The following is a 25877-nucleotide window of genomic DNA, read 5'->3' as shown; positions in this document are numbered from 1 at the left end:
CGGCCACCTCCGACAGTCGGATCGTCAAACCGTCGCACAGCGCCTTCCACTCCTTCGGGGCAATCCCCTCGCGCTCCCGCGTGCGCGGGCCCGCGAGGCCTCATGATCTCCGTCGTGCATGGACCCGAACCGACCCGAACCGCCCTCGCCGCAAGGGTGTTGACCCTGGTGACGCTCACCTGGCTGCTGACGGGCGCACCGGCGGGCCCGGCGGCGGCCGACGCGTGCGCCTACGCCTCCACCGGGCCGGACGGCACGCAGGCGGTGGCGGTGGCCGGCGACTCCTGGCCGACACCCCCGGCCTGCCCGAAGCCGACCCCGCCGCCGCCCTGCCCCCCGCCGACACCCACTCCGCCGCCGAAGCCGACGCCGCCTCCCCCTCCGAGGCCGACACCCACCCCGACTCCGACGCCCAGGCCGACGCCGACACCGAAGCCCCGGCCCACGCCGAGACCCACGCCTCCGGCACCCCGCCCGGCGCCCGCGGCCCCGCTGCCCCGGCCCGCCCCGACGCCCACGCCCACACCGACTCCGCCGCCGAAACCCAAGCCGGTACCCAGGCCCGCCCCGCATCCCTCGGCGGCCCCGGTGAGTTATCCGAAGTACCACGCCCAGCCGCGCCCGCGGCCCGCCACCGGCCGGACGCCGCCGGTCGTCTACGTCCTGCTCATCACCCTGCCCGCGGTGGTCGCCATCGCCGCGCTGCGTCCGCGCTGATCCCCGGAGGAACCCCTTGTCGGAATGGCTTGTTCTCGCCCTCGCGATGGCGGCGGCCTGTGTGGTCGTCGTCATCGTCACCTTCCTGCGCGAACGCGCGGCGTCCGAGGACGAGGACCCCAGCGAGACCCCGGACGTCATCGAGTACATGACGATGTGGATCGGCGTGGTGTACGCCATCGTCCTGGGTCTGGCGATCGCCGGCGTCTGGGAGGCCCGCAGCGCCGCCCAGGACCATGTGCAGGCGGAGGCGCAGGCGCTGCACGAGATCTCGGAACGGGTGCGGGCCTATCCGCCGGACGAGCGTGACCGCATCCGGGCGGATGTCGACGCCTACGTCTCACATGTCGTCAACACCGAGTGGAAGACGATGGCGGACCACCAGAAGCTCACCCAGCACGGCACCGATCTCCTCGAACGCATCCGTCAGGACGTCACCGACTACCAGCCGAAGACGGACTTCCAGGCGCAGGCCTACCAGCCGCTCGTCGAGCAGGTCGCCGCGGCCGACCTGGCCCGCAGCGCCCGCGCGGACTCCACCGGGGCGACGATGCCGGCGGTGGTGTGGTTCGGGCTGCTCGCCGGGGCGGTGATCACCATCGGCATGGTCTTCGCGCTGCAGATCCGGCGTACAAAACGGGAGCTGGTCCTCGCCGGGCTGTTCTCGGCGCTGATCGCCTTCCTGCTCTTCCTGATCTGGGACTTCGACGCGCCCTACAGCCGTGGCATCACGGCCTCGGTGCAGCCGTTCCTGAACCTCTTCCCGCACATCAAGGACTGACGGCCCCTCACCCGGACCGGCCGACGGATCACCCGCCGGGGGACGCCCGCCACGCCGCGGCCGTCCCCCGGTCGCAGGAACGGCGTCCCCTGTGCGGCCCACACGGTTGCCCCATTCGCGCGACTGGGATCGCGGGAGCGCACACATGTTCCTAGCGTTTCGGACATCGAGGTGCATTTACGGCGCCAGCGGAAAAGGTCCGCGGCTGCTCCTCGGGGACCCGGAGGAACCACCATGCGCGCGATACGCGTCGCCTCGGCCGCACTGCTGGGCATCAGCGCTCTCGCCCTCGCGGCGCCGGCCGCCGTCGCGAAGGGCGACGGCAACCACAACATCACGCCGTTCGGCTTCAGCGTCCTGCCCTCGACGATCGCGGCGGGCGGCCAGGTGACCCTGCAGGTGGACCGCGACAGCGGCGGCTGCAGGGGCTCCGTCACGGTCTCCTCCGGGGTCTTCGACACCGTCAGGATCTCGCCCGGCCAGTCCTCGGCGACCGCGATGGTCGACTGGGACGCCAGACCGGGCGCGGTGTACCAGGTGACGTTCACGTGCAACGGCGAGAGCGGCTCCACGGGTCTGACCATCGCCTCCGGCCGCACGAACAACAACATCCAGCCGCTCCAGCCGGCGCAGCAGATGCCCCGAGGGGTACGGGCCGGTGAGGGCGGCAGCATCGCCGGCTTCGACCTCAAGGAGCTCGGCATCGGCGCGGCCCTCATCGCGGGCTCGGTGGGGGCGGCGTACCACTTCTCCCGCCGCCGTACCGGAGAGGACGGCGCCTGACCGCTCCACCACCCGCACAGGCCTTCGCCCCGGAACCCGAAAGGGTCCGGGGCGAAGGCCTGTTCCGTGCGCCGCGACCTCCGAAGGGGGAGGAGGTCAGATGGCGCGCTCGCTGCGGCGGCGCATCCAGAACACCCCGCCGCCCACCACGGCCGCGGCGACCAGACCGCCGCCGATCGCCATGTCGGTCGGGGTCGCCCCGGCGCTGCTGCTGCCGCCGAGACCGCCGCGGACACCGCCGATGACGGTGTAGGCGGAGTCCCGGGTCAGCACGGAACCGTTCCGGCAGCGCACGGTGATGCTGTACGGGCCGGGACCGGCGTTTCTGCTGATCCGCGCCGTTCCGCTGGCGGTCTGGCCGGCTCCGCCGACGAGCGAGGACAGATTCGCGGGGCGTTCGAAGCCGGGCGAGTTGGCGGTGGCGCCGGTGAAGCAGCCGTCGACCGTCACGGTCAGCTGGCCGCCGCGGGCGATCACGCTGGGCAGGGCGACGATGTTGCTGGGGCTCTCCCCCATGCCGTCCGCGAGGGCCGCCGGGGCGGCGAGCCCCAGGACGGCCACCGCGGCACCGGCGGCAGCCAGGGCACGAGTTGTACGCATGTCATCCTCCGCGGAAGGCGCCCCGGGACCCGTCCCCGGTCGATCGGCGAGAAAACGCCTCCCAGACGCACCCTCAGATGCCTTGCACGCGCCCGCATTTCGGGAATGGTCCGTCCTGGTGAGAGGACACGCCGAGGGAGAACCGGACAATCGGATATTGCCGCAGGTCACGGACCGTCAGAAAATTCCTGCCGGCCTCTCCTCATATGGCGCACATAAGGATGACCGGGCCACCCGTTCGCGCCTGCCCCGTCGCCGGTTCCGCATTCGGGACTTAGCGTTCTCGTATGCGCGATTGACGTGGCGACGGCCGCGTCGAGAGGGGATGGCGAATGTCTGCGTCCGAGCTGTCCGAGCTTGCCGAAGAGGAGGAGCGGCAGAAGAAGCGCGCCCCGTGGGGAGTGATAGCGCTTGTTCTGCTGACCGGTCTCGCGCTCATTCGGAATGGTTCGGGAGAGTTCGATGTGGGGCCGCCGCAGCCGGCGTCGGCGGCAGCAGCCGACAGCCGTACCGGCGTCGGCACCTTCGGCAAGACCCCGGCCCCGCTGCCGTACTCCGTCGCCGACCGGGTGCGGATTCCCGCGATCCGGGTCGACGCCCCGGTCATGCCGGTGGGCCTGGACGCGGACGGCTGGGTCGGCGCGCCGCCGCCGGAGGACCCGAACCTGGCGGGCTGGTTCACCGGCGCCGTCTCGCCCGGCGAGAAGGGCACGGCGGTCGTCGTCGGCCATGTCGACAACAAAATGGGCCCCGCCGTGTTCTACGGACTCGGGGCCCTCAAGAAGGGAAATCGCGTCGAGGTCGAGCGCAAGGACGGAAAGACGGCCGTATTCGAGATCTACGGCATCGAGGTCTTCGAGAAGAGCAACTTCCCCGGCGACCGCGTCTATGCCTCCAAGGGAACTCCGGAACTGCGCGTCATCACGTGCGGGGGCGGTTTCTCCAAGCAGAACGGCTACGACGGGAACGTCGTCGTCTTCGCCCGCCTGGTCGAGGTGCGCTGAGCGTTTCCCCGGCCGGGCGGGCGAAGGCCCGTCAGGTGGTCCGGCGGCGCGGCAGCGTCATGTGGTAGCCGGAGTCGAGCAGGTGCGGCAGATATTCGCGCAGCGCCCGCACGCTCTGGGAACGGTCGCCCCCGGCGTCGTGCGAGAGCACCACGACGCCGGGGGCGGCGCCGTCCTCGACCGCGTCGACGATGTGGCGGGTGCCGGGTGTGTCCCAGTCGAGGGTGTCGACGGTCCAGGCGAGGGGTTCCATGCCCAGTTCGGAGCCGAGCTGGAAGGCGGCCCGGTTCCAGGCGCCGTAGGGCGCGCGGAACCACTGTGGGCGTTCCCCGTAGGCGTCCTCGATGACGTCGCTGGTGCGTTCCATCTCGGAGCGGATCTGACCGCGGGTCAACTTGGTCAGCAGGGGGTGCGACCAGGTGTGGTTGCCGACGACATGGCCCTCGTCGGACATCCGGGCCAGGATGTCGCGGTTCCAGTCGGCCATCTCGCCGCACACGAAGAACGTGGCGCGGACGTCGTACTCGGCGAGGGTGTCGAGGATGTGCGGGGTGTAGCGGGGGTCGGGTCCGTCGTCGAAGGTGAGCACCATGGTGTTGCCGCGTCCGGACATGCGCAGGAAGGGTTCGTGCCGTACCGGGACGTGGGCGAGGGTGGTGTGGGGTGCGCCGTATCCGGCCACGGGCCGGAGTCGGTAGGAGGAGGGTTTGCGCGCGAGGCGCGGTGGGGGTCCGGCGGCGGGTGCGGCGGCCTTGGCGGGGGCGTCGTCCGAGAGTCCGGAGTACAGCAGACCGGCGGTGCCGGCCGCTCCGACGGCAGCGGCGCCGGCGAGCAGGGCCCGTCGGCGCGTGAGCGACTGATCCTTCTTCATGACTCATCAGTCGCCCGGCCGGACACCACCGCCCCACGGCAACACCGGAGCGGCGGCAGGAAAACACCCGCCCGGCCCAGCGTTCGCGCGCTCAGCGGCGCCGGACCAGCGGGAACGGCAGCGTCTCACGGATCGTCAGGCCCGTGAGGAACATGATCAGTCGGTCCACGCCGACTCCGAGACCCCCGGTGGGCGGCATCGCGTATTCGAGGGCGTCGAGGAAGTCCTCGTCGAGCTCCATCGCCTCGGGGTCTCCCCCGGCGGCCAGCAGCGACTGGGCGGTGAGGCGGCGGCGCTGTTCGACGGGGTCGGTCAGTTCGGAGTAGGCGGTGCCGAGTTCGGTGCCGAAGGCGACCAGGTCCCAGCGTTCGGCGAGCCGCGGGTCGGTGCGGTGCTGCCGGGTGAGGGGGGAGACGTCGGTCGGGAAGTCCTTGTAGAAGGTGGGCAGCCGGGTCGGCTCCTCCACCAGCCGCTCGTACATCTCCAGTACGACGTCCCCGCGGCCGTCGTCGGCGCCGTACGGCACGCCCGCGCGGTCGCACAGCAGATGCAGGCGGGCCAGTTCGGTGTCGGCGTCGATCTCCTCGCCGAGCGCCTCGGAGATCGCGCCGTGGACGGTCTTGACCGGCCACCGGCCCGAGATGTCGTACTCCTCGCCGTCCTTGCGGGCGACGGGCGAACCGAAGGCGGCGGTCGCGGCGCCCTGGATGAGCTCGCGGGCGAGGTCGAGCATCACGTCGTAGTCGGCGTACGCCTGGTAGGCCTCCAGCATCGTGAACTCGGGGTTGTGCTTGTAGGAGACGCCCTCGTTGCGGAAGGTGCGGCCCATCTCGAAGACCTTCTCCAGGCCGCCGACGCAGAGGCGCTTGAGGTACAGCTCCGGGGCGATGCGCAGATAGAGGTCGAGGTCGTAGGCGTTGATGTGGGTGGTGAAGGGGCGCGCGTTGGCGCCGCCGTGGATCTGTTGCAGCATCGGGGTCTCGACCTCCAGGTACCCGCGCTCCAACAGGCCCTGGCGCAGGGCCTGTACGGCGGTGGAGCGGGCGCGGACCACATCGCGGGCGGCGGGGCTCGCGACCAGGTCGACGTAGCGCATGCGGACCTTGGCCTCGGGGTCGGTGAGGCCCCGGTGTTTGTCGGGCAGCGGGCGCAGGCACTTGCCGGTGAGCTGCCAGGAGGTGACGAAGACGGTGGGCTCGTCCTTGTCGCTGGTGCCCGCGAGGCCGGTGGCCGTGATGTGGTCGCCGATGTCGGTGTCCGTGACGAAACGGTCGAGGTCGGGGCCCGACTCGGCGCGGGTGAGGGCGAGTTGGTGGTCGCCGGACCAGTCGCGCAGGGTGAGGAAGACGACGCCGCCTAGGTCGCGCACTCTCATCACCCGCCCGGCGACGGTGACTTGGTCCCCCGCGCGGACCTCGGCGAGGGTGTGGGTGCGCTGCGGGACGCCGACCGGATAGGGGTCCGTGCCCGCGGCGCGCAGCCGGTCGAGCTTGTGGTGCCGCACACGGACCTGTTCGGGCAGTCCGCTGTCCGGGCCGTCGGTCCCGGCCTCGTCCCCTTGGTCGAGGCCGAGCGCCGACAGGGACGGCAGACCCGCCGTGGTCGCGGGCCGCGATCCGCTCTTCGAGTGCCCCTTTCCCCAGAGTTGGCGCAGCGACGGTACGGAGACGAAGCCCTCGGCGATACCGGAGGCGAGGCTGATCCGGGCCAGGGAGGCGGTGTCGCCGTAGCAGATGAAGCGGGGGTACCACTCGGGGTGGTACTTGGCGTTGGAGCGGTAAAGGGCCTCCAGTTGCCACCACTTGGAGAAGAACAGCAGGAGGCGGCGCCACAGACGGAGCACCGGACCCGCGCCGATGCGGGCGCCCTCCTCGAAGGCCGAGCGGAACACGGCGAAGTTGAGGGAGATCCGGTGAACGCCCAACTTCGGTGCGGTGGCACAGAGTTCGGCGACCATGAACTCCATGACGCCGTTGGGGGCGGTGCGGTCGCGGCGCATCAGGTCGAGGGAGACGCCGTCGCCGCCCCAGGGGACGAGGGAGAGCAGGGCGAGCAACTTGCCGTCCTCGCCGAGGGCTTCCACGAGGAGGCAGTCGCCGTCGGCCGGGTCGCCGAGGCGGTCGAGGGCCATGGAGAAGCCGCGTTCCGTCTCGGTGTCGCGCCAGGCGTCGGCGCGGTCGACGATCTCCTCCATCTCCGTGTCGGTGAGGGTGGCGTGGCGGCGGATGCGGCAGGCGGCGCCGGTGCGGCGGACCCGGCCCACGGCCTGGCGGGTGACGCGCATGTCGCGGCCGGCGAGGTCGAAGCCGGCGACGTGCAGGATGGCCTCGTCGCCGAGTTGGAGGGCGCCGAGCCCGGCGCGGGCGAAGGCCTTCGCACCGTCCTCGGAGGCGCCCATCACCGCGGGGGCCCAGGCGTGACGGCGGGCCAGGTCCAGCCATGCGGCGATGGCGTGCGGCCAGGCCTCGCGGTCGCCGACCGGGTCGCCGCTGGCGAGACAGACGCCGGCCTCGACGCGGTAGGTGACGGCGGCCTTGCCGCTGGGTGAGAAGACGACGGCCTTGTCCCGCCGGGTGGCGAAGTAGCCGAGGGAGTCCTTGCCGCCGTAGGCCTTCAGGAGGGCGCGGATGCGGTCCTCCTCGTCGCCGTGCAGGGCGGCTTCGAGGCGCTGGGAGCGGAAGAGGACGGTGGCCGCGTTGAGGAGGGCGAGCGCGCCGAACAGACCGAGCAGGAAGGACACGGCTCGGGGCGTACGGCCGTCGAAGGAGCGGCCGGAGACCAGGCCGCCGCAGACCCGGTCGGCCGCCCAGCCCAGGTGCTGGCTCTCGGGCAGGGTGCCGGGGAACAGGGAGACGAGCCCCCAGCCGGCCAGGATCGCGACGGCCAGCCCGGCGAGGAGGACTGCGAGGGCCCGTCGTACGGCCGCGCGGCGGGAGGCGGCGTAGAACTGCCTTCGGGCGACGATCAGCAGGACCAGCAGCAGGGCGCAGACGATCAGGGACGGGAGGGACTCGGCGTAGAGGCCGAGGGCCACGCCCAGGACGTCGGTCAGGACGAGCAGGCCCAGATATACGACGACCAGCCACCAGGCGATCTTCTTGCGGGCGGCGGTCGCGGCGGCCAGCAGGAACAGGAAGACGGCGTAGGCGAGGTTGGCGCTGACGGGGATGATCAGCAGGTCGAGGAAGCGGACCAACGGGCGCAGCACGCGGCGCAGCGGGGCGATGAAGGCCAGTAGGACGCAGAGGAGGGCGAGCGCGCCGAAGAAGGTCGCGAAGCCCTCGGGCACCCTGCTGAGGAAGCCGTTGCCGGGCGGCCTTGTCGGAGCCTTGGTGTCCTTGGCCCTGGTGCCCTCCACGGTGGCAGTCATGGTTCCGACTGTAGGAACAGGGCGGGCCGCGCGCCCGTCGAACTCCCGGTCAAGTTCGGGACCTGCGGGTTCCGATAGCCTCACAGCCGTGACGGAACAGCACTCAACTCAGTTCGAGCGGGGCACGGACGGGCCGAAGGTCATCGTGGCGGGGGTGGACGGCTCCGAGTCCTCGTTGCGCGCGGCGGCATATGCCGCGGGCCTGGCCCGGCGGCAGCACGCGCTGCTGGCCATGGTGTACGTGCAGCCGGTGCTGGCGGCGGGCGCGGCCATGGGCGCACCGGTCGCCGAGACGACCGACGAGATCGCCGAGGACCTGGTCGCCCAGATCCGGCACGAGACCGAGCGGGTGAAGGGGATATTCGACATCCGCTGGGAGTTCCACACGTTCCGTGGCGACCCCTACGGCGGCCTGGTGAAGGCCGCCGACGAACTGAAGGCCGACGCGGTCATCGTCGGAGCCTCCGAACAGGCCGGCCACCGCATCGTCGGGTCGGTCGCGGTGCGGTTGGTGAAGGCGGGGCGGTGGCCGGTGACGGTGGTGCCGTAGCCGCCCCGTGTACGGACGGGCTGCCGTGCCGGACGATGCCCCAGTGACAACTTCCCCCTTTTGACGTGGACGCTTTTCTCCGCCGGCCGCTCACGGCGCGCCTGGCGACGAACGGACCGACCGTGCGCTCCGTCTGGCTCCTGTGGGAGGACGGGGCGTTCTGGGTTCTGACAGGGCCTTGGGCCCGGTTGCCCGACCGTGTCCGGGCCGACCCGCGGTCGCTCTCGTGGTGGACGAGTGCGACGTGGCGGTGGGGCTGGTCCGGCAGGCGATCGCACGCGGGCGGGCGGGCCGAGATTCTTCCCTTCGGCGTCGAGCGCGGCCGGCGGAAACTCGTACGCTGCGTGGGCTCGGACGAAGACCTGTGGGACGAACGGTTCGTGCGGTATCCGTACGCCGATCCGGCGCGGCACGGCACCGTGTGGCTGCGGTTGGAGCCGGCCTCCTTGAAGGCCGCGGACCTGAGTTTCGTCACAGGGAGTGCAGGAACTCCCCGAGGATCGCGTTGAACTCCTCGGGCTTCTCCATGTTCGGGTAGTGGACGGCGCCCTCGATCGTCGTGGCGCGGCCGTTGGGGACCGCGCGGACGAAGCGGTCCGCCATGGCGATGCTGTCCGGCCAGTCGTCGGCGCCGTGGATGGCGAGGACCGGTACGTCGAGTTTCGGAACGCGGGGCCAGGGGTCGCCCAGCGGGACGTACCAGTCCTTCTCGCCGGGTGTGTGCTTGGCGAGGGTGTGCGTGGTCAGTTCGCGCAGGCGCCGGACGACCGACGGGGCGACCTGGTCCGGCGTGCGGTGCGGGCCCGCCACCCCTTGCGCGAAATGGTCGAGCCAGCCCGCGAGGTCGCCGGCGTCGAGCAACTGCCCGATGCGGGCCTGGCGTTCGAGCAGCTGGGGGTCGGTGTACTCGAACGCGCTGGTGCCGGCGCCGGAGACGACGATCGCCCGGACCAGTTCGGGGTGTTCCAGCGCGGTGTCCGTCGCGACGGCCGCGCCCATGCACAGGCCTACCAGGACCGCGGGACCGAGTTCGAGGTGGTGCAGGAGTGCGGCGAGGTCGTCGGCCCAGCGGTACGGCCTGCTCGCGTTGGCCGAGAAGCCGTGGCCGCGGATGTCCGGGGCGATGACGCGGAAGTCGCGGGCGAGGACCGGTATCTGGTCGTCGAAGACACGGTGGTCGGCGAAGCCGGAGTGGAGGAGGACCACGGGGTCGCCGGTGCCCACGTCGAGGTAGGCCAGGTCCCCGTCGGCAGATGCGAAGAAGCTCAGTTCCGAAGCAAGTTCCGAAGCAGCTGTCATGACAACCAAGGTGTCATCTTTGGGGGAGGTTTGGCAACCCAGGTGTCATGATGGGCTCGTGAACGACTCCACTCCCCTGTCCCCCGACGAACTCGGCCACCGCCTCACCGAGGTGTTCGACCTGGTGGGCCCGCTCTACCGGCGCGCCCTGCGCAAGGTCGAGCAGGGCGAACCGGTCGAGGGGGTCTCCGTCGGCGTGCGCGCCGTACTGGACCTGCTGCGACAGCACGGGCCGATGACGGTGCCCCAGATGGGCCGGACCCTGGCCCTGAGCCGGCAGTTCCTGCAGCGCATGGTCAACGAGGCCGCGGTCCACGGCTGGGTGGAGGTCACGCCGAACCCCGCGCACCAGCGGTCCTCCCTGATCCGGCTCACGGAGGAGGGCCGGTCCGTCATCGCGTCCGTCCTCGGCCGCGAGCACTCCCTGAACCGCCAGGTCGGCGGCGATCTGACCGACGCCGAGGTCAGCGCGTGCGTGCGGGTGCTCACCGAGATCCTCAGGACCTTCGACCACGTGGACGTGGACTGACCGTCCGCCACTTCCCCGTCACGGGCTACTTCCCCATCACCAGCCCGTCCTTCGCCGCGCCCCGGCCGAGCACCACCTCCCGGATGCGGTCGCGGTCGCCGGTCAGTTCGGCGCCCTGGGTGATCGCCCGGTTGACGTCGACCACCCGGCCCGCGTCGACGTCGAACAGCTGCGGGACGAACTCGGCCCTGGCCACCTCCCACCGCGCGCCGGGCCGGACGGGCGGTACGAAGGTGAAGCGGGCGAGGGTGCTCGTGTTGCCGCCGGGGTCCTGGGTGCCCGCGTTGTCGTACGCCTCTCCCGTGACCTGGTCGCCGAGCCCGTAGACCACCCAGGTGCCGTTGACCTTCTCGTACGCCTGCGGGGTGTGGGCGTGGGTGCCGAGGATCAGGTCGATGTCGGGCCGGCCGGCGGTGCGGGCGGCGGTCAGTTGCCCGGCCAGCGCCACCTGTTGCGGGTCGGGCGCGTCCTGGCCCGGTGTGCCCCAGCGCAGCGAGACGACGACCACGTCGGCGCCCGCGCGCCGGGCATCGCGGGCGTCGGCGAGGATGCGGGCCGGGTCGAGGAGGTTGACGGACCAGGGCTCGCCGGCCGGGAGCGGGACGCCGTTCGTGTCGGCGGTGTAGGCGAGGTGGGCGACCTTCGCCGGACCGGCGCGCAGCAGCGTGACCGAGCGCGCCTCGGCGTCGCCGCGCGCCGTTCCCACGTGCCGCACGCCCGCGCTGTCGAGGGTGTCCAGGGTGCGTCGGATACCGAACGGGCCGTCGTCCAGACTGTGGTCGGAGGCGGTGGAGCAGCTGTCGTAGCCGGTCGCGGCGAGGGCCCGGGCCTCCTCGGGCGGGGAGTCGAAGAACGGGGAGCCGGTGCGGTCGCCGTAGGCCGTCTCGATGTGACACAGCGCCAGGTCGGCCCGGGAGACGAGGGGTTGGACGCCGGAGAGCATGGGCCGGAAGTCGTAGCCGTTACCGCCCGCGTCGAAGCGGGCCCGGTCGAGGACGGCGCTGTGCGGGAGGATGCCGCCGGTGGCGACGAGGGTGAAGCCGCGGGCGGCGGGGGGAGCCGGGCGGCCGGCGGCCTTCGGGTCGTGGTGCTGGGCCTGGCAGGCGGCGGCCGCGGTGAGAATGCCCGCCAGGGCAACGGCCACCTGTTGTCTGCGTGCGATCATCAATTCACCCCACTGTGGTCATATTTACCCACCGATAGGTATGAACCTCAGCGCCCCCGCAAACGGCTTCCGGCCCCCGATGACCCGTCCGGTGTGCGCGTGTGGGGGATCCCCGGGGGCGCGGACCGTTCGTCGCACCGTTCGCCGACGCGATCGACCGTCCGCCGCAAGCCCCTCGTGCGCCCCCTGTCCCCGGACGGCCCCCTGCGATGCCATACGGCCATGACGGCCGGACCCACGCTCACCAACGGAACGACCGCCGAGCACGAGCTCGCCGCACTGCAGCGCGAGCACGGCAGGCCGCTCTTCGCGCTGCTGCTCCGGCTCTGCGACGGCGACCGCCAGCGCGCCGAGGACCTGGTCCAGGAGACCCTGGTACGGGCCTGGCAGCACCCCGAGGCCCTGCGCGCCGACGACTTCGAGTCCGTACGGCCCTGGCTGCTGACGGTGGGCCGGCGGCTCGCCATCGACGCGCGGCGGGCCCGGCAGGCGCGACCGCCCGAGGTCGGGGACGCGGTGCTGGAGAACGCGCGGGTCTGCGCCGATCACGCGGAACGGTCGGCGGCGACGCTCGATGTGCGGGAGGCTGTGAAGACACTCACTCCGGAGCACCGTGAAGTCCTGGTGCTCGTGTACTTCCAGGGGGCGAGTGTGGCGGAGGCCGCGGCGGCACTGGGAATTCCGCCCGGTACGGTGAAGTCCCGCGCGTACTACGCGCTGCGCGCCCTGCGCCGGGTGCTTCCGGGTTATGCGGCCGACCTGCGGTGAAACCAACTCCTTAGTCAAACCTCCGTAAAGCGCCTTGCTCAGGACCCTGGTTGAGTAATCGGCTGTCCTCATCCGTGTTCCGGACTGGGGGGCTCGGGGGTTCCTGACGGAGCCCCGGGCCGGGCGACGCGCACGCACCGGAGGAAGGCAGGAAGGGATGCTGCACAGAGGTCAAGAGAGCACGGACGGCACCGGTGGCGGTGAACTCACCGTCCCCATGGCGTGGTTGTACGCCGAGTACATCGCCGACGAACTGCTGCGGACCGGCGACCTGATGCCGCCGACGTCCTTCGAGTTCCGCGCGGGACGGGACGCGCTGGCGCTGACCATCTTCCTCTCCGACACGGATGGCGAACTGTCCGGTATCAGAGTGGTCACCCAACTTGAGACCTGGCTTTCGCTCACGGCGTACGACCAGCCGTGGCAGGACTGGGTCCAGGAACGTATGTCCAGGTTGACGGCGGAGGCGGTCGAGGCCGGCGTCGACGCACCGGACCTCGCGCTGGCGGAGAACGCCTGGCGCTGGCTGGAGGAGACCGAGCTGCTCGCGCCGGATCTGGACGCGGTGCCGGGAGGCGGTCCGGTGACCGGTGAGGACGACGGGCCGAAGGTCTGGACACCCGCCTGGCAGCTGGGTCTGCCGCTCGGTCACCTCGCCATCCATCTTTTTTGAAACGAGGACCAATCCATGGGCCCGACCGCTACGAATTCGTGATGGCCATTCTGTGTGTGCCTTGAGTGATTCGGCGGGCTGGTGCGTACCGATGGGAGCAAGGAGTAACCCCACCCGCACCCAACGGCACGAGGATTCGTCATGAGGTCCCTGGAAAGGCATCGCGACGTCGGCGCGTACGCGCTCGGCGTGCTGGACGAGGCGGAGGCCTTCCGCTTCGAGGATCACCTCATGGAGTGCACTAGCTGCGCGGCGCATGTGACCGAATTCGGTCCCGCCTCACGGCAGTTGATGCTGTACCGGCGGGCGACGCCGCGCTACGTGCACCCCATGGCGCAACCCGGGCCCCGGCTGCTCGACCGGTTGCTCGGCGAAGTGGCCGCCCGCCACCGGGCCGGACGGCGGCGCTTTCTGTACGCCGTGGCCGCCTCGGTGGTACTGGCCGTGGGCGGCCCCGCGGTGGCGACGCTCGCCGGGGGCGGCGACGGGGCGGTGCAACTCACCGCGACCGACGCCAAGTCGGGCGTGTGGGCACAGGTCACGGCCGCGAACGAGAACTACGGCAGTGACGTGTCCCTCAAGATCAAGGACGGCGCGGGCCCCCGCTCCTGTCGTCTCGTGGTCGTCGGCCGGGACGGTTCCGAACAGGTCGTGACCAGTTGGAACGTGCCCGCGCACGACGCGACGGTGATCACGATGCAGGGTGGCTCGGCGATGCACCCCGACGAGATCGACCACTACGACGTCCGGACGGCCGACGGCCGGCAGCTGGTGCGGCTCACCTCGCACTGACGTCCCGCCCTGCGGCGGCCAGTTGCCGCAGGGCGCGCGCGGACGGGGTCCCCGGGTCCGCGGTGATGAAGACGACCTGCTGGTCGTCGTGCGGGACGGTGAGCACATCGCAGTTCACCCGCAGCGCTCCCGATTCCGGGTGGGTCAGCGTCTTGGTGCGGTGGCCGGGGGCGTGCACCGGGCCGATGTCCCAGATCTGTGTGAACTCCTCACTGCCGGCCCGCAGTTCGGCCAGCAGGCGGGCGAGGCCCGGGTCGTACGGATAGCGGTCGGCGGCGCGACGCAGCCGGGAGACCACGATGTGGGCGAACTCCTCGGCGCTCGAACTCTCCAGGGGCCGGCCCAGGAAGCGGCGGCGCGCCAGGTTCGGCCGCGTGCCGAGATCCCCGCCGAGTACGGCAGCCGCGAGCGGGTTCCAGGCGATGACGTCGTAGGTGGCGTCGGTGACGATGGCCGCCGTGTCCGGGATGCGTTCCAGCAGGGCCGCCACATGCGGGCGGACGATGCGCACCGGGGCGGCGAGGGGTGTCAGCTGCGTCCCGGCCAGCCGGAACAGATGACTTCGCTCGGCCGGGGTGAGCCGGAACACTCCGGTGAGGGCGTCCAGGACGCGGGGCGACGGGCGGGGGCCGCGGGCCTGTTCGAGGCGGGCGTAGTAGTCGACGGACATGTGGGCCAACTCCGCAACCTCTTCGCGGCGCAGCCCGGAGGTCCGCCGGGACGGCTCCCCCGGCAGCCCCACATCGGCCGGGACCAGCTTCTCCCGCCGCCCGCGCAGAAATCGGGCCAGTTCCTGTCTGTCGGTCACTGTGCCTCCCTCCGGCTGCCAGGGACCGGTAGTCCCTGGTTCGACGGCGCCGGCCGCGGAATCGTCGTCCCCATGAACGATTCCACAGCATTGGTCACCGGCGCCAACAAGGGCATCGGCAAGGAGATCGCCCGCCTGCTCGTCGCCGAGGGTTTCACGGTGTACGTCGGCTCTCGCGAGGCGGGCCGGGGACAGCGGGCGGTCGACGAACTGGGCGGCGGCGCACGGCTGTTGGTCCTGGACGTCACGGACGCCGGCAGCATCGCGGCGGCGGCGCGGGAGGTCGCCGCCCTGGACGTCCTGGTCAACAACGCGGGCATCATGGCAGGCGCGGGCCCGGCACCCGAGGCCGACCTCGACGACGTCCGCCGCACCTACGAGACGAACGTCTTCGGAGTCCTCGCGGTCACCAACGCGTTCCTCCCGGCGCTCCGCCGCTCCTTCCGCCCCCGCATCGTGAACATCTCCAGCGGCACCGGCTCCCTGACCTGGAGCGCGGACCCGGACCGGGAGTTCGCCCTGCACGCCGGGGCGGGCGCCGCCTACCGCTCCTCGAAGACCGCCCTCAACGCGCTGACCCTCTTCTACGCGCAGACCCTCGCCGCCGAGGGCTTCAAGGTGAACGCCCTGGCGCCCGGGCTGCGAGCGACGGACCTCAACGAACGGGCCGCGGCGAGCGACGGGGACCCGGCGGAGGCGGCACGTGGCGCCGTCGAGCTGGCGCTGCTGCCGGACGACGGGCCCACCGGGCGGTTCCTGTCCTGGGACGGGACGGGGGTGCCTTGGTGAGCCGATCGGCAGGGCATCCTGTGGCGGTGGACGGCGCACAGCATGCGCAGAACCCCCGGTCCGTACTACTGCGCGGCCTGTGGCGGGACGCGATCGACGGCTGGGTGGTGACGGAGACGCACGCGGACGGTTCACAGACCGGGCAGGCACTCCCGGGGCTGCACGAGGACCTGTTGACGTCGGACCCCGGCGGACGTGACGGAGCCGGCCTCTGGCAGTAGGGCCCCGCTACTTGAGCAGTCGCGACAGCCGCCGGTCCGCGAGCGGCTTGCCGCCCGTCTGGCAGGTCGGGCAGTACTGGAGGGAGGAGTCGCTGAAGGAGACCTCGCGGATGGTGTCGCCGCAGACCGGACAGGGCCGGCCGGTGCGGCCGTGGACGCGCAGGCCGCTCTTCTTCTCCGCCTTGAGGCGGCCGGCAGCGACGCCTCGGGAGCGCTCGATGGCGTCCATGAGTGTCGTGCGCAGGGCCGTGTAGAGCGTGTGGGTCTCGGCCGGGGTCAGCGACGCGGCCAGTTTGAAGGGGCTCATCTTCGCCGCGTGCAGGATCTCGTCGCTGTACGCGTTGCCCACCCCGGCGATCAGGGTCTGGTCGCGCAGGGCGCCCTTGAGCTGTCGGCGTTCGTCCTTGAGGAGTCCGGCGAAGCGCGGCTCGTCGAAGTCGTCGGCCAGGGGGTCGGGGCCGAGGCGGGCGACACCCGGGACGGACTGCGGGTCGGTCACGACGTACACCGCCAGACGCTTCTGCGTGCCCGCCTCCGTGAGGTCGAAGCCCTCACCTGTCTCCAGGGCCACCCGGAGCGCGAGCGGGCCCTTGCCGGGGCGGGGCGGGCCGTCCGGGAGGCGGTCCTTCCAGTGCAGCCAGCCCGCCCGGGCGAGGTGGGTCACGAAGTGGGGGCCGCCGTCCGTCTCGACGTCCAGGAACTTGCCGTACCGGTGCACGGCCACCACCTCGTGTCCCTCCAGCGCGGTGGGCGGAGGGTCGTACGTCTTCAGGACGCTGATGGCGACGGGCAGCACCCGTACGATCTCGTGGCCGACGAGGTGTTCGGTCAGGAAGTCCTTCAGCGCTTCGACCTCGGGAAGTTCCGGCATACGTCCAGGGTGCCATCAGCGGCGCGTGGGGTCAGCTCCGGTCCTGGACCACGAACTCGCACCACACGCACTTGCCGCTGCCGCGCGCCTCCACTCCCCACACGTCCGTGAGCAGGTCGACCAGAAGCAGCCCGCGCCCGGAGACCCCGTCCTCGCCGGCCTCGCGGCGGCGCGGGAGGGCGCTGGAGGAGTCCTCGACCTCGACGCGCAGCCTGCGGTCGGGGCCGGTGAGGACCCTGAGGGTGACGATCGCGGCGCCCTCGGTGTGCATCAGGGCGTTGGTGATCAGTTCGTCGGCGACGAGTTCGACCTCGTCGGCGCGCTCCCGCCCGCCCCAGGCCCGGACGGCGGCCCGGATCATGTGCCGGGCCTCGGCCAGTGCCTCGGAGTCGCCCGGTGCCACGTGCTGCTGGAGCCGGCCGCCGGAGCGCGGTGCGTCGAGGCCGCGGCGGCGCAGCAGGAGCAGCGCGACGTCGTCCTCGCCGCCGCGCTCCTCGGCCACGTCGATGAGCAGGTCGGCGAGGTCGCGTACGTCGTCGGGGCCGGAGGCGATGAGGGCGGTGAGGGTCTGCAGTCCGTCGTCTAGATCCGCGCCGGGCTGTTCGACGAGGCCGTCGGTGCACAGCACCAGGGTCTGGCCGGGGTCGAGTTCGAGGGTGGAGACGGGGTATTCGAGCCGCCCGAACTCCGCGGAGAGACCGAGCGGCAGCCCGCCCACGACGGGCATCCGACGGCAGGTCCCGTCCAACTGCCGCACCAGCGGGTCGATATGACCGGCCCGGACCACCTGGACGACTCCGGTGGACAGGTCGGCCTCGGCGTAGAGGCAGGTGGCGAAGCGGTCGGTGTCGAGTTCGTGCAGGAAGACGGAGGCACGGGCCATCACGGTGGCCGGGGTGTGCCCCTCTGCCGCGTACGCCTTGAGAACGATCCGCAGCTGCCCCATGACGGCAGCGGCGTGCGTGTCGTGGCCCTGGACGTCGCCGATGACCGCACCGACCCGCCCGCCGGGCAGCGGGATCAGGTCGTACCAGTCACCGCCGATGTCCCGCCCGAGCTTCGCGGACCGGTAGCGGACCGCGACATCGGCGCCCGGCACGCTGGGGATGGCGCGCGGCAGCATCGCCTGCTGGAGGCCCTGGGCGAGGTCCTTCTCCTGCTCGTAGAACATGGCGCGCTGCAGACTCTGCGCGATGCTGCTGCCCAGCGCGACCAGCACATTGCGCTCCTCCGTCGAGAATCCGCGCCGGTCGCTGTAGAGCAGCCCCATCGCGCCGATCGGCCTCGCCTGGGCGATCAGCGGGAGATAGGCCGCGGCGGTGATGTTCAGGTCGGTGATCTCCGACCACAGCAGCGGGAAGCGCTCGGCGAACTCCTCGGGCGACTCGATGAAGGCCGGGGCGAGGGTCCGTACGACCTCCCCCATCGGGTACGGCTCGTCGATCCGGGTGACCTCCGTGCCGGGCACGAAGCTGCCCTCGGGACCTTCGGCGACCAGCCGGATACGGCCGGCCTCGACCAGGCCCATGACCAGGCTGGTGGCACCGAGGTGGACGAGTCCGTGGGTGTCCTTGAGGACGTCGATGACGTCCTGGACGGTACGGGCGTGCGCGAGGGCGGCGGTGGTGAGCTGGACGACGTTGGTCTGGTCGCGCCGGGCCGCGTCGAGGGCCGCCTGCTCACGGCGGGCCGCGTTCTCGGCGAGCTCCTGGGTGGCGTCCCGCACGATGCCGATGATCCGGCGCGGACGGCCCGTCTCGTCGCGCCGGATGTAGCCCTGGGTGTGGGTCCAGCGCAGGGTGCCGTCGCGCAGCCGCATACGGAAGTAGGCGCCGTAGTTCTCGCTGCCGTCCTTCATCGCCTGGGAGACGAGACCGTCGAGCCGGTACCCCTCCGGCGGCGGTACCCGGATCGCCAGGCTCTCGGGGCGTCCGTCGTATTCGTCGGGGCGCAGGTCGAAGACCTCGTGGGCCTGGGCGTCCATGTGGAACAGGCCGTTGTCCAGGTCCCAGTCGAAGCTGCCCATGCGGTTGAGCGCCAGGATCGGGTCCGGGTGGGCGGGCCAGTCGTCCGGGAGTGACAGGGCGCTCGCTCCCCGATCAACCATGCGGCCCACCTTGCCAGGATTTGCCCGATTATTCGACTTGTCCGAGCGTTACGGCGCCATCTCCGCCACGACCACCGCGGGCACCGTCAGCCGGCGACGACGTCCGTGGGGCTGTCGAGGATGCTGCCGGCGGTGGTGTCGTCGGGGATCAGTCCGCCACCGTCGGGCAGGTCGGGGCTTTCCGGCACGGTCGGCGGGCCGATCTCGTCCGGGGAACCGGGGTCCTGGGAGGGCTGGGGCGCGACCGTCCTCGGAGTGGCCGTGACGGTCGCGGTGGGGCAGCCCGTGGCACCGGGCGACGGCAACCGGGCCGCCGGGCCGCCGGTCGCGCCCGGGGTGACCGTGACGGTCGGGGTCGCGCAGCCGGTGGTGGGCTTGTCCGGGGCGGTGCTTCGGCCGTCGCCGGGGGACGCGCTCCCGTCACTCGGGGAAGCACTGGGAGAGACGCTCGGGGAGGCACTCGACGAAGGGCTCGGCGCGGTGCTCGTCCCGCTGGACGGGGTGCTGGACCCGCTGTCGTGCGGGCGAGGAGAGGTGCTTCCGTGCGGGGCCGGCGGCGTGGCGCCGGGCCACGTGGGCGGCACATGGGCCGGCGGCGGTACGACGTGGTCGTGGTGCGGCCCGCGATGGCCGAGAGGCCGTTCGATCCAGGTGTTGTCGACGACGTTGATGATCGTGATGTCGGTGATCACCTGCGGTGCCGGTGTCACCACGACCACCTCGGCGGGCCGGTACCCGGACCAGCCCCGTCCGCCGCGGGTAGAGTTCCCGCCCGCCACGCCCGCCTTGAGCGGGTTGCCGCAGGCGCAGCGCACGCGGGGCACGCCCCGGTTGTCGACGAGGACGGCGGTACCGGCCTGGAGGACCGACTGGAAACCGGTCACCCGCGCGTCCCGGAACCCGTGGTTGGTGACCTGGGTGTCGGCGCGCAGCACGACCGAGGCCAGCCCGCGCAGATACCCGGGAATCGCGCTCCGGGAGATCCCCTCGGCCTGCGCGAAGGCGCCGGCCTTGGCCTGGTCGCGGGTGAGGTACGCGATCTGCCGCTCGACGTCGCAGCTGCCGGTCCGCGCGGTGCCGCCGTACAGGCCCGGTGTGGCGCCGGAGACGGCGAGCGTGTGCACGGGGGACGCGGTCCGCGTGGGCGTCGAGACCGTGGGCGTCGACTGCGGCGTTCGGGTGACCCGCGGCGGGACGCTCGGCATGATGGCCGTGGAGTCCGTGAAGGGGTCGGGGCCCCGTGCCGCGACGGGCTGCAGGAAGACCTCGCCGCTGGACTTCGCGGCCCTGCCGCTCGACTTCATGCCTTGGGCGCCGTCGCCGCCGCAGCCGGCGACGAGGAGCGCCGCCGAGAGCGCGCAGGCCGTGGCGATGGTTCCGGTCGATGTGCGCACCGTGTTCTCCCGCCTCAAGCCGGGTGATTCGCCACTATTGTCTGCTTCACCCGCTTGGGTTACGCAACCGGAGGCATGGAAGACACACAGTGACGGTCGGCCGAGGTGTGACGATGGAGAGAGGAGCACACGGTCGTGGGATGGTTCACCGCACCCGACTACTGGCTGAGCCGGCTGGTCTTCCAGCGGGCCCTGGCCGGTGTCTATCTGGTCGCGTTCCTCACGGCGGCCCTGCAGTTCCGTGCGCTGATCGGCGAGCGGGGCATGCTGCCGGTCCCCCGGTTCGTCCGTCGGATGCCGTTCGGGCGGGCCCCGAGCATCTTCCAACTCCACTACTCGGACCGCTTCTTCGCGGGCTGCGCGTGGACGGGCTGCGCGGTGTCGGTGGCACTGGCCGCCGGGCTCGACTCCCGACTCCCGCTCTGGGGCGGGATGTTGCTGTGGCTGGTGCCGTGGGCGCTGTATCTGTCGATCGTCAACGTCGGCCAGACCTGGTATGCGTTCGGCTGGGAGTCGCTGCTGCTGGAAGTCGGCTTCCTGGCCGTCCTTCTCGGCAACGACGAGGTGGCGCCGCCGGTCGTGGTGCTGTTCCTGCTGCGCTGGATCCTGTTCCGGGTCGAGTTCGGCGCGGGTCTGATCAAGCTGCGCGGCGACGCGTGCTGGCGGAAGCTGACCTGCCTGGACTTCCACCACGAGACACAGCCGATGCCGGGCCCGCTGAGCTGGCTCTTCCACCACCTCCCCCGCCCCCTGCACCGGATCGAGGTCGCCGCCAACCACCTCACCCAACTCGTCGTGCCCGTCCTGCTGTTCACCCCCCAGCCGGTCGCGACGGCCGCCGCGTCCCTGATGATCGCCACTCAGCTGTGGCTGGTCCTGTCCGGCAACTTCGCCTGGCTGAACTGGATCACCATCGCGCTGGCCCTCTCGGCGGTCCGACTCCCCCACTCAGCACCGTCGCCCGTCCCGGGCCCACCACCCGTCTGGTACGAGGCCGCGGTCCTGGCCGTCGCCGCCCTGCTGCTCTGGCTCAGCCACCGCCCGGTCCGCAACATGGTCTCCCGCCGCCAGATCATGAACCGTTCCTTCGACCCGCTCCATCTGGTCAACACCTACGGCGCGTTCGGCAACGTCAGCCGCATCCGCTACGAGGTGGTGGTGGAGGGTACGTCGGACGCCGTGCCGCGCGAGGACTCCGGCTGGCGGGAGTACGAGTTCAGGGGCAAGCCGGGCCAACCGCACCACTGGCCGCGCCAGTTCGCGCCGTACCACCTGCGGCTGGACTGGATGATGTGGTTCGCGGCGCTCTCCCCCGGCTACGCCGAGCCGTGGTTCGGCGCCCTGGCGGAACGCCTGCTGGAGAACGACCGGGACACGCTACGGCTGCTGCGCCGCTCGCCGTTCCCGCCGGGGGCGCCCCCGCGTTACGTCCGGGCCCGTCTCTTCCGCTACCGCTATACGACCTGGCGGGAGCTGAGGGAGACGGGCGCCTGCTGGGAGCGGACGTTCGTGCGGGAGTACTTCCCGCCGACCGGGCTGGCGAAGGCGGTTCAGAGACCGTAGACGCGGGTTGCCGTGCCCTCGAAGACCTCGGCGCGTTCCGCCGCACCGAGACCGTCGGTCAACTCACCTGTGGCGGCGGCGACTTCGCCGTAGCTCGCCGCCAGGGTGCACACCGGCCAGTCGGAGCCGAACATCAGCCGGCCCGGCCCGAAGGCGTCGAGCGCAGCGTCCGTGTAGGGGCGCAGGTCCGGTGTGCTCCAGGTCTTCCAGTCTGCCTCCGTGACCAGGCCGGACAGTTTGCAGTGGGTGTTGGGGAGTGCGGCGAGGGAGCGGAGGGCCGACTCCCACGGCTCCAGCCGGCCCGAGGCGACGGGCGGTTTGCCCAAATGGTCGAGGACGAAGATGAGTTGGGGCAGAGATGCGGCTGCCTGGACACTGGCCGGGAACTGGTGGGGCAGCACGAGCAGGTCGTAGACGAGCCCCGCGTCCGCCACGGCGGCGAGGCCACGGCGTACATCGGGGCGCAGCAGCCAGTTCGGGTCGGGTTCGCCCTGTACCTGGTGGCGGATGCCCTTCAGGTACTGGCCGCCGGGGAGTTCGCGCAGACGGGCCAGTTCGTCGGCGATGTCGGGACGGGTGAGGTCGGTCCAGCCGACGACCCCGGCGACGAGGTCGTGTGTGTCGGCGAGGGCGAGGAACTCGGGGGTCTCCTCGGCGACGGTGACCGTCTGGACGAGGACAGTCCGGTCGACGCCGGCCGCGCGCGCCTCGGGTTCGAGGTCGGCGACGGTGAAGTCGCGCCGGATCTGCTGGAGTTCGGGGCCGGTGATCCAGTCCTGGTCGCGGACGGAGAGGTCCCAGACGTGGTGGTGGGCGTCGACGGTCATGGCAGCTCCCATACGACGGGCAGGCCGGCGTCGGCACCCTCGCTCGTGTAGTCGTGCACCACGTCCAGGAGTTGGGCCATGCGGGCCTGCCAGGCGACGTTCACGGGGAGCTGGTCCAGCTCGGCCAGCAGGCGGGCGTAGTCGTCGCACTCCAGGACGTGGAAGAGGTCGGTGCCGCTGCGCCAGATGGTCCAGGAGGTGGCGCCGGCGGCGCGGATCGCGGCGGTGAGCTCCTTGGGGACCTCGCGGTGGGCGCTCTCGTACGCGTCGACGCGGTCGGCGCGCACCTTGGTGTGCAGGGCCACTCTCATGACCGCTCCTCGGTCGGGACCGGGGCCTCGGCGGACAGCAGCCCCGTGTCCCGCAGCTCCTGCCAGAACGCCCCCGGCACCTTGGCCGCGAACTGCTCGGCGCAGTCCCGGACTTCGGCCTCCGAGCGGGCGCCGACCAGGACGCTCGCCACGGCCGGGTGCGCGGCGCAGAACGCCAGGGCGGCGGCGCGCAGGGTCGTGCCGTGCCGCTCGGCCGCTTCCTTCATACGGAGCGCCCGGTCGAGCAACTCGGCGGGTGCCTGGGCGTAGTTGTAGGTCGCGTCGGGCTTCGGGTCCGCCAGCAGACCGGAGTTGAAGGCGCCGCCGATGACCACCGATTTGCCGCGGGCGACGGCGGACGGGAGCAGTTCGGTGAGGGCGCTCTGGTCGAGCAGCGTGTAGCGGCCCGCGCACAGCACCACGTCCACGTCCGTGTCCCGGATGAAGCAGGTGAGCATCCCGGCCTGGTTCATGCCCGCGCCGATGGCGCCGACGACGCCTTCGGCGCGGAGCTTCTCCAGGGCGGGATAGCCCTCGTGGAAGGCCTGTTCGGCGTGGTCGTCCGGGTCGTGGAGGTAGACGATGTCGACGCGGTCGAGGCCGAGCCGTTCCAGGCTGGCGTCCAGGGTGCGCCGGATCCCGTCGGCGGTGAAGTCCCAGACGCGGCGGCTGGTGGCGGGCACGGCGAAGCCGTCGGCGAGGTCGTCGCCGGTCACCGTCTCCACGCGTTCGAGGCGGCGGCCGACCTTGGTGGAGATCGTGTACTCCGCGCGCGGACGGTCGCGCAGCGCGGCGCCGAGGCGTCGCTCGGACAGACCGATTCCGTAGTGGGGTGCGGTGTCGAAGTAGCGGATGCCCTGCTGCCAGGCGACGTCGACGGCCCGGTACGCCTGCTCGTCGTCGACTTCGGTGAACAGATTGCCCAGCGGGGCGGCGCCGAGACCGAGCCCGCCCACCTCGACCCCGCTGCTGCCGAGCGTGCTCACTGGCCCACCGGCCTCAGCCGCAGGCCCTGCATGCCGCCGTCCACGGCGAGTGCGGTGCCGGTGGTGGCGCCGGACAGCGGGCTCGCCAAGTAGGCGATGGCGCCCGCCACCTCGGCTGCCGAGACGAGCCTGCCGGAGGGCTGGCGGGCGGCCAGTGCGGCGCGCTCGGCGGCCGGGTCGGGGGCCGAGTCAAGGAGGCGGCCGACCCAAGGGGTGTCCGCCGTACCGGGGTTGACGCAGTTGACGCGGACGCCCTCGCGGAGGTGGTCGGCGGCCATGGCGAGGGTGAGAGACTGCACGGCGCCCTTGGTGGCGCTGTAGAGGGCGCGTTGGGGCAGTCCGGCGGTGGCGGCGATGGAGCAGGTGTTGACGATCGCCGCGTGGGAGGACTCGCGCAGATGCGGGAGCGCGGCGCGGGTGACGCGGACCATGCCGATGACGTTGACGTCCAGGACGCGGTGCCACTCGTCGTCGTCGTTGTCCTCGACGGTGCCCTGGGCGCCGATGCCCGCGTTGTTCACGACGATGTCGAGTCCGCCGAGGTCGGCGACCGCGGAGGCCACGGCCTGTCGTACGGAGGCGTCGTCGGTGACGTCGGCGCGGTAGCCGAGCAGCGGCTTCTCGACGCTGCTGGGGTCCAGGTCGAGGACGGCGACCGACGCGCCCCGCTCGGCGAGGAGTTCGGCGGTGGCCCGGCCGATGCCGGAGGCGCCGCCGGTGACCAGGGCCTTGAGGCCCTCGAAGTCGGTCATGCCGCGTGTCCCTTCTGGCTGTCGAGGTCGGCGGCCCAGAAGGTGCCGCCGGGGAACGTGTAGCGCGCGATGGACTCGGGCCGCATGGTGGCCGAGAAGCCCGGTGTGGTGGGTGCCATGTAGTGACCTTCGCGGATCACCACCGGATCGAGGAAGTGGTCGTGCAGATGATCGACGTACTCGATGACGCGGTCGTCCGTCGTGCCGGAGACGGCCAGGTAGTCGAACATCGAGAGGTGCTGGACGAGTTCGCACAGTCCGACGCCGCCCGCGTGCGGGCAGACGGGGATACCGAACTTGGCGGCGAGCAGCAGGATCGCGAGGTTCTCGTTGACTCCGCCGACGCGGGCCGCGTCTATCTGGAGGATGTCGAGGGCGCCGGCCTGGAGCAGCTGCTTGAACACGACGCGGTTCTGGACGTGTTCGCCGGTCGCGACCTTCACCGGGGCCACGGCGGCGCGGATGGCGGCGTGGCCGAGTACGTCGTCGGGGCTGGTGGGTTCCTCGATCCAGTACGGGTCGAACTCGGCGAGTGCCTTGGTCCAGCGGATCGCCTCGTCCACGTTCCAGCGCTGGTTGGCGTCGATCGCCATCCGGATGTCGGGGCCGACGGCCGAACGGGCCACGCGGCAGCGCCGGATGTCGTCGTCGAGGTCGGCGCCGACCTTCAGCTTGATCTGCCGGAAGCCGTCCCGGACGGCCTGCACGGCGAGCCGGGTGAGCTTCTCGTCGTCGTAGCCGAGCCAGCCGGCGGAGGTGGTGTAGGCGGGAAAGCCCCGCTCCAGAAGGCGGGTTCGGCGGTCCTCGGCGCCCGCCCTGCCGCGCCGCAGGATGTCCAGGGCCTCGTCCGGAGTGAGCGCGTCGGTGATGTACCTGAAGTCGATCTGGCTGACGAGCCATTCGGGTTCGGCGTCGGCGAGAAGCTGCCACAGGGGCTTGCCCGCGCGCTTGGCGGTGAGGTCCCAGGCCGCGTTCATCACGGCGCCGATCGCCATGTGCATCACGCCCTTCTCGGGCCCCAGCCAGCGGAGTTGGCTGTCGCCGATCAGGTCGCGGTTCAACGTCCCCGGGTCCGCGCACAGTTCGTCGACCGACCGGCCGATCACATGGTCCCGCAGCGCGTGGATCGCGGCGACCTGGACTTCGTTGCCCCGCCCGATGGTGAAGCTGAACCCGTGTCCCTCGTGCCCGTCGGCCGCGTCGGTGCGCAGGACGACGTAGGCCGCCGAGTAGTCGGGGTCCGGGTTCATCGCGTCGGAACCGTCGAGTTCGCGCGAGGTGGGAAAACGGATGTCGTAGGTGTCGACCGCGGTTACGCGAACGGGGGGGCCGGGGATCGGTGACAC

The 25877-nt window shown here is 71.7% G+C and carries 27 protein-coding genes; 12 read left to right on the top strand and 15 right to left on the bottom strand.

The features are described from left to right. Positions 1-230: 230 nt before the first annotated feature. Positions 231-524 carry a hypothetical protein gene (locus tag AB0I51_RS22140; protein ID WP_362977612.1) on the bottom strand — a complete coding sequence of 98 codons (294 nt, stop codon included), beginning with the start codon at positions 522-524 and terminating at the stop codon, positions 231-233. 64 nt (positions 525-588) lie between these two features. Between AB0I51_RS22140 and AB0I51_RS22135 the strand changes: the two genes are divergently transcribed. The 3 genes from AB0I51_RS22135 to AB0I51_RS22125 all read left to right on the top strand — a co-directional run bounded on the left by AB0I51_RS22135 (position 589) and on the right by AB0I51_RS22125 (position 2281). Continuing rightward, positions 589-717: a hypothetical protein gene (locus AB0I51_RS22135; RefSeq protein WP_019068336.1), complete on the top strand. Its 129-nt coding sequence runs from the start codon at positions 589-591 to the stop codon at positions 715-717. Positions 718-733: 16 nt separating this feature from the next. Beyond that, entirely contained in the window at positions 734-1498 is a 765-nt protein-coding gene (locus tag AB0I51_RS22130) for a DUF4239 domain-containing protein (protein ID WP_362977610.1), read from the top strand. A gap of 234 nt (positions 1499-1732) precedes the next feature. Next, the gene (locus AB0I51_RS22125) at positions 1733-2281 is read left to right on the top strand and encodes a hypothetical protein (RefSeq protein WP_362977608.1); all 549 of its coding nucleotides are present in this window, start codon (positions 1733-1735) and stop codon (positions 2279-2281) included. Between the two features lie 96 nt (positions 2282-2377). Here AB0I51_RS22125 and AB0I51_RS22120 read toward each other — a convergent pair whose 3' ends face one another. Further along, positions 2378-2881 (bottom strand): hypothetical protein, encoded by a 504-nt coding sequence (locus tag AB0I51_RS22120; protein WP_362977606.1) that lies wholly within the window; start codon positions 2879-2881, stop codon positions 2378-2380. 332 nt (positions 2882-3213) lie between these two features. Between AB0I51_RS22120 and AB0I51_RS22115 the strand changes: the two genes are divergently transcribed. Next, positions 3214-3885, top strand: coding sequence for a class F sortase (locus tag AB0I51_RS22115; protein WP_362977604.1), 672 nt, complete (start codon positions 3214-3216; stop codon positions 3883-3885). A 31-nt stretch (positions 3886-3916) separates the two neighbouring features. Here AB0I51_RS22115 and AB0I51_RS22110 read toward each other — a convergent pair whose 3' ends face one another. Next, positions 3917-4756 carry a polysaccharide deacetylase family protein gene (locus tag AB0I51_RS22110; protein ID WP_362977602.1) on the bottom strand — a complete coding sequence of 280 codons (840 nt, stop codon included), beginning with the start codon at positions 4754-4756 and terminating at the stop codon, positions 3917-3919. A 91-nt stretch (positions 4757-4847) separates the two neighbouring features. Continuing rightward, the gene (gene lysX, locus AB0I51_RS22105; protein ID WP_362977600.1) at positions 4848-8126 is read right to left on the bottom strand and encodes a bifunctional lysylphosphatidylglycerol synthetase/lysine--tRNA ligase LysX; all 3279 of its coding nucleotides are present in this window, start codon (positions 8124-8126) and stop codon (positions 4848-4850) included. Between the two features lie 88 nt (positions 8127-8214). On the opposite strand from lysX, the gene AB0I51_RS22100 reads away from it, so the two are divergent. After that, positions 8215-8676, top strand: coding sequence for a universal stress protein (locus tag AB0I51_RS22100; protein ID WP_362977598.1), 462 nt, complete (start codon positions 8215-8217; stop codon positions 8674-8676). A gap of 471 nt (positions 8677-9147) precedes the next feature. Here the strand turns inward: AB0I51_RS22100 and AB0I51_RS22095 are convergent, their stop codons facing one another. After that, complete coding sequence (locus AB0I51_RS22095) at positions 9148-9975, bottom strand: alpha/beta hydrolase (RefSeq protein WP_362977596.1); 828 nt, start codon at positions 9973-9975, stop codon at positions 9148-9150. A gap of 58 nt (positions 9976-10033) precedes the next feature. Between AB0I51_RS22095 and AB0I51_RS22090 the strand changes: the two genes are divergently transcribed. Beyond that, positions 10034-10504, top strand: a complete 471-nt coding sequence (locus AB0I51_RS22090; RefSeq protein WP_362977594.1) for a MarR family transcriptional regulator — start codon at positions 10034-10036, stop codon at positions 10502-10504. A 25-nt stretch (positions 10505-10529) separates the two neighbouring features. On the opposite strand, the gene AB0I51_RS22085 is transcribed toward AB0I51_RS22090, so the two are convergent. Further along, positions 10530-11669, bottom strand: coding sequence for a CapA family protein (locus tag AB0I51_RS22085; protein ID WP_362977592.1), 1140 nt, complete (start codon positions 11667-11669; stop codon positions 10530-10532). 222 nt (positions 11670-11891) lie between these two features. On the opposite strand from AB0I51_RS22085, the gene AB0I51_RS22080 reads away from it, so the two are divergent. The 3 genes from AB0I51_RS22080 to AB0I51_RS22070 all read left to right on the top strand — a co-directional run bounded on the left by AB0I51_RS22080 (position 11892) and on the right by AB0I51_RS22070 (position 13902). Further along, positions 11892-12437: a sigma-70 family RNA polymerase sigma factor gene (locus AB0I51_RS22080; protein WP_043670802.1), complete on the top strand. Its 546-nt coding sequence runs from the start codon at positions 11892-11894 to the stop codon at positions 12435-12437. 157 nt (positions 12438-12594) lie between these two features. Continuing rightward, entirely contained in the window at positions 12595-13110 is a 516-nt protein-coding gene (locus AB0I51_RS22075) for a hypothetical protein (RefSeq protein WP_362977590.1), read from the top strand. Between the two features lie 141 nt (positions 13111-13251). Then, a complete protein-coding gene (locus tag AB0I51_RS22070) occupies positions 13252-13902 on the top strand; it encodes a zf-HC2 domain-containing protein (RefSeq protein WP_362977588.1) in 651 nt (216 codons plus the stop codon). Here AB0I51_RS22070 and AB0I51_RS22065 read toward each other — a convergent pair. After that, entirely contained in the window at positions 13889-14710 is an 822-nt protein-coding gene (locus AB0I51_RS22065) for a helix-turn-helix transcriptional regulator (RefSeq protein WP_362977586.1), read from the bottom strand. The genes AB0I51_RS22070 and AB0I51_RS22065 overlap by 14 nt on opposite strands. A gap of 72 nt (positions 14711-14782) precedes the next feature. Between AB0I51_RS22065 and AB0I51_RS22060 the strand changes: the two genes are divergently transcribed. Continuing rightward, positions 14783-15499 carry an SDR family NAD(P)-dependent oxidoreductase gene (locus AB0I51_RS22060; protein WP_362977584.1) on the top strand — a complete coding sequence of 239 codons (717 nt, stop codon included), beginning with the start codon at positions 14783-14785 and terminating at the stop codon, positions 15497-15499. A gap of 26 nt (positions 15500-15525) precedes the next feature. After that, positions 15526-15720, top strand: coding sequence for a hypothetical protein (locus AB0I51_RS22055; RefSeq protein ID WP_362977582.1), 195 nt, complete (start codon positions 15526-15528; stop codon positions 15718-15720). Between the two features lie 7 nt (positions 15721-15727). Here AB0I51_RS22055 and AB0I51_RS22050 read toward each other — a convergent pair whose 3' ends face one another. From AB0I51_RS22050 to AB0I51_RS22040, 3 genes are all read right to left on the bottom strand, one after another. Next, on the bottom strand, positions 15728-16591 hold the full coding sequence (locus tag AB0I51_RS22050) for a DNA-formamidopyrimidine glycosylase family protein (protein WP_362977580.1): 864 nt from the start codon (positions 16589-16591) through the stop codon (positions 15728-15730). A gap of 31 nt (positions 16592-16622) precedes the next feature. After that, on the bottom strand, positions 16623-18698 hold the full coding sequence (locus tag AB0I51_RS22045) for a SpoIIE family protein phosphatase (RefSeq protein WP_362977578.1): 2076 nt from the start codon (positions 18696-18698) through the stop codon (positions 16623-16625). A gap of 86 nt (positions 18699-18784) precedes the next feature. Next, positions 18785-20092, bottom strand: a complete 1308-nt coding sequence (locus AB0I51_RS22040) for a DUF6777 domain-containing protein (RefSeq protein WP_362977576.1) — start codon at positions 20090-20092, stop codon at positions 18785-18787. A gap of 135 nt (positions 20093-20227) precedes the next feature. Between AB0I51_RS22040 and AB0I51_RS22035 the strand changes: the two genes are divergently transcribed. Continuing rightward, complete coding sequence (locus tag AB0I51_RS22035; protein ID WP_362977574.1) at positions 20228-21655, top strand: lipase maturation factor family protein; 1428 nt, start codon at positions 20228-20230, stop codon at positions 21653-21655. Here the strand turns inward: AB0I51_RS22035 and AB0I51_RS22030 are convergent. The 5 genes from AB0I51_RS22030 to AB0I51_RS22010 are packed head-to-tail and all read right to left on the bottom strand — an operon-like array spanning position 21643 to position 25877. Continuing rightward, on the bottom strand, positions 21643-22482 hold the full coding sequence (locus tag AB0I51_RS22030; protein ID WP_362977572.1) for an amidohydrolase family protein: 840 nt from the start codon (positions 22480-22482) through the stop codon (positions 21643-21645). The genes AB0I51_RS22035 and AB0I51_RS22030 overlap by 13 nt on opposite strands. After that, positions 22479-22793, bottom strand: coding sequence for an L-rhamnose mutarotase (locus AB0I51_RS22025; RefSeq protein WP_362977570.1), 315 nt, complete (start codon positions 22791-22793; stop codon positions 22479-22481). The genes AB0I51_RS22030 and AB0I51_RS22025 overlap by 4 nt, the downstream gene beginning before the upstream one ends. Beyond that, the gene (locus AB0I51_RS22020) at positions 22790-23779 is read right to left on the bottom strand and encodes an aldo/keto reductase (protein ID WP_362977568.1); all 990 of its coding nucleotides are present in this window, start codon (positions 23777-23779) and stop codon (positions 22790-22792) included. Before AB0I51_RS22020 ends, AB0I51_RS22025 begins: the two co-directional genes overlap by 4 nt. Further along, entirely contained in the window at positions 23776-24531 is a 756-nt protein-coding gene (locus tag AB0I51_RS22015; RefSeq protein WP_362977566.1) for an SDR family oxidoreductase, read from the bottom strand. Before AB0I51_RS22015 ends, AB0I51_RS22020 begins: the two co-directional genes overlap by 4 nt. Then, a complete protein-coding gene (locus AB0I51_RS22010) occupies positions 24528-25877 on the bottom strand; it encodes an L-fuconate dehydratase (protein WP_362977564.1) in 1350 nt (449 codons plus the stop codon). The genes AB0I51_RS22015 and AB0I51_RS22010 overlap by 4 nt, the downstream gene beginning before the upstream one ends.

Origin of the sequence: Streptomyces sp. NPDC050549 (assembly GCF_040655035.1) — a bacterium.
Lineage (GTDB): Bacteria > Actinomycetota > Actinomycetes > Streptomycetales > Streptomycetaceae > Streptomyces.
This window is presented reverse-complemented; position numbering and strand designations above follow the sequence as displayed.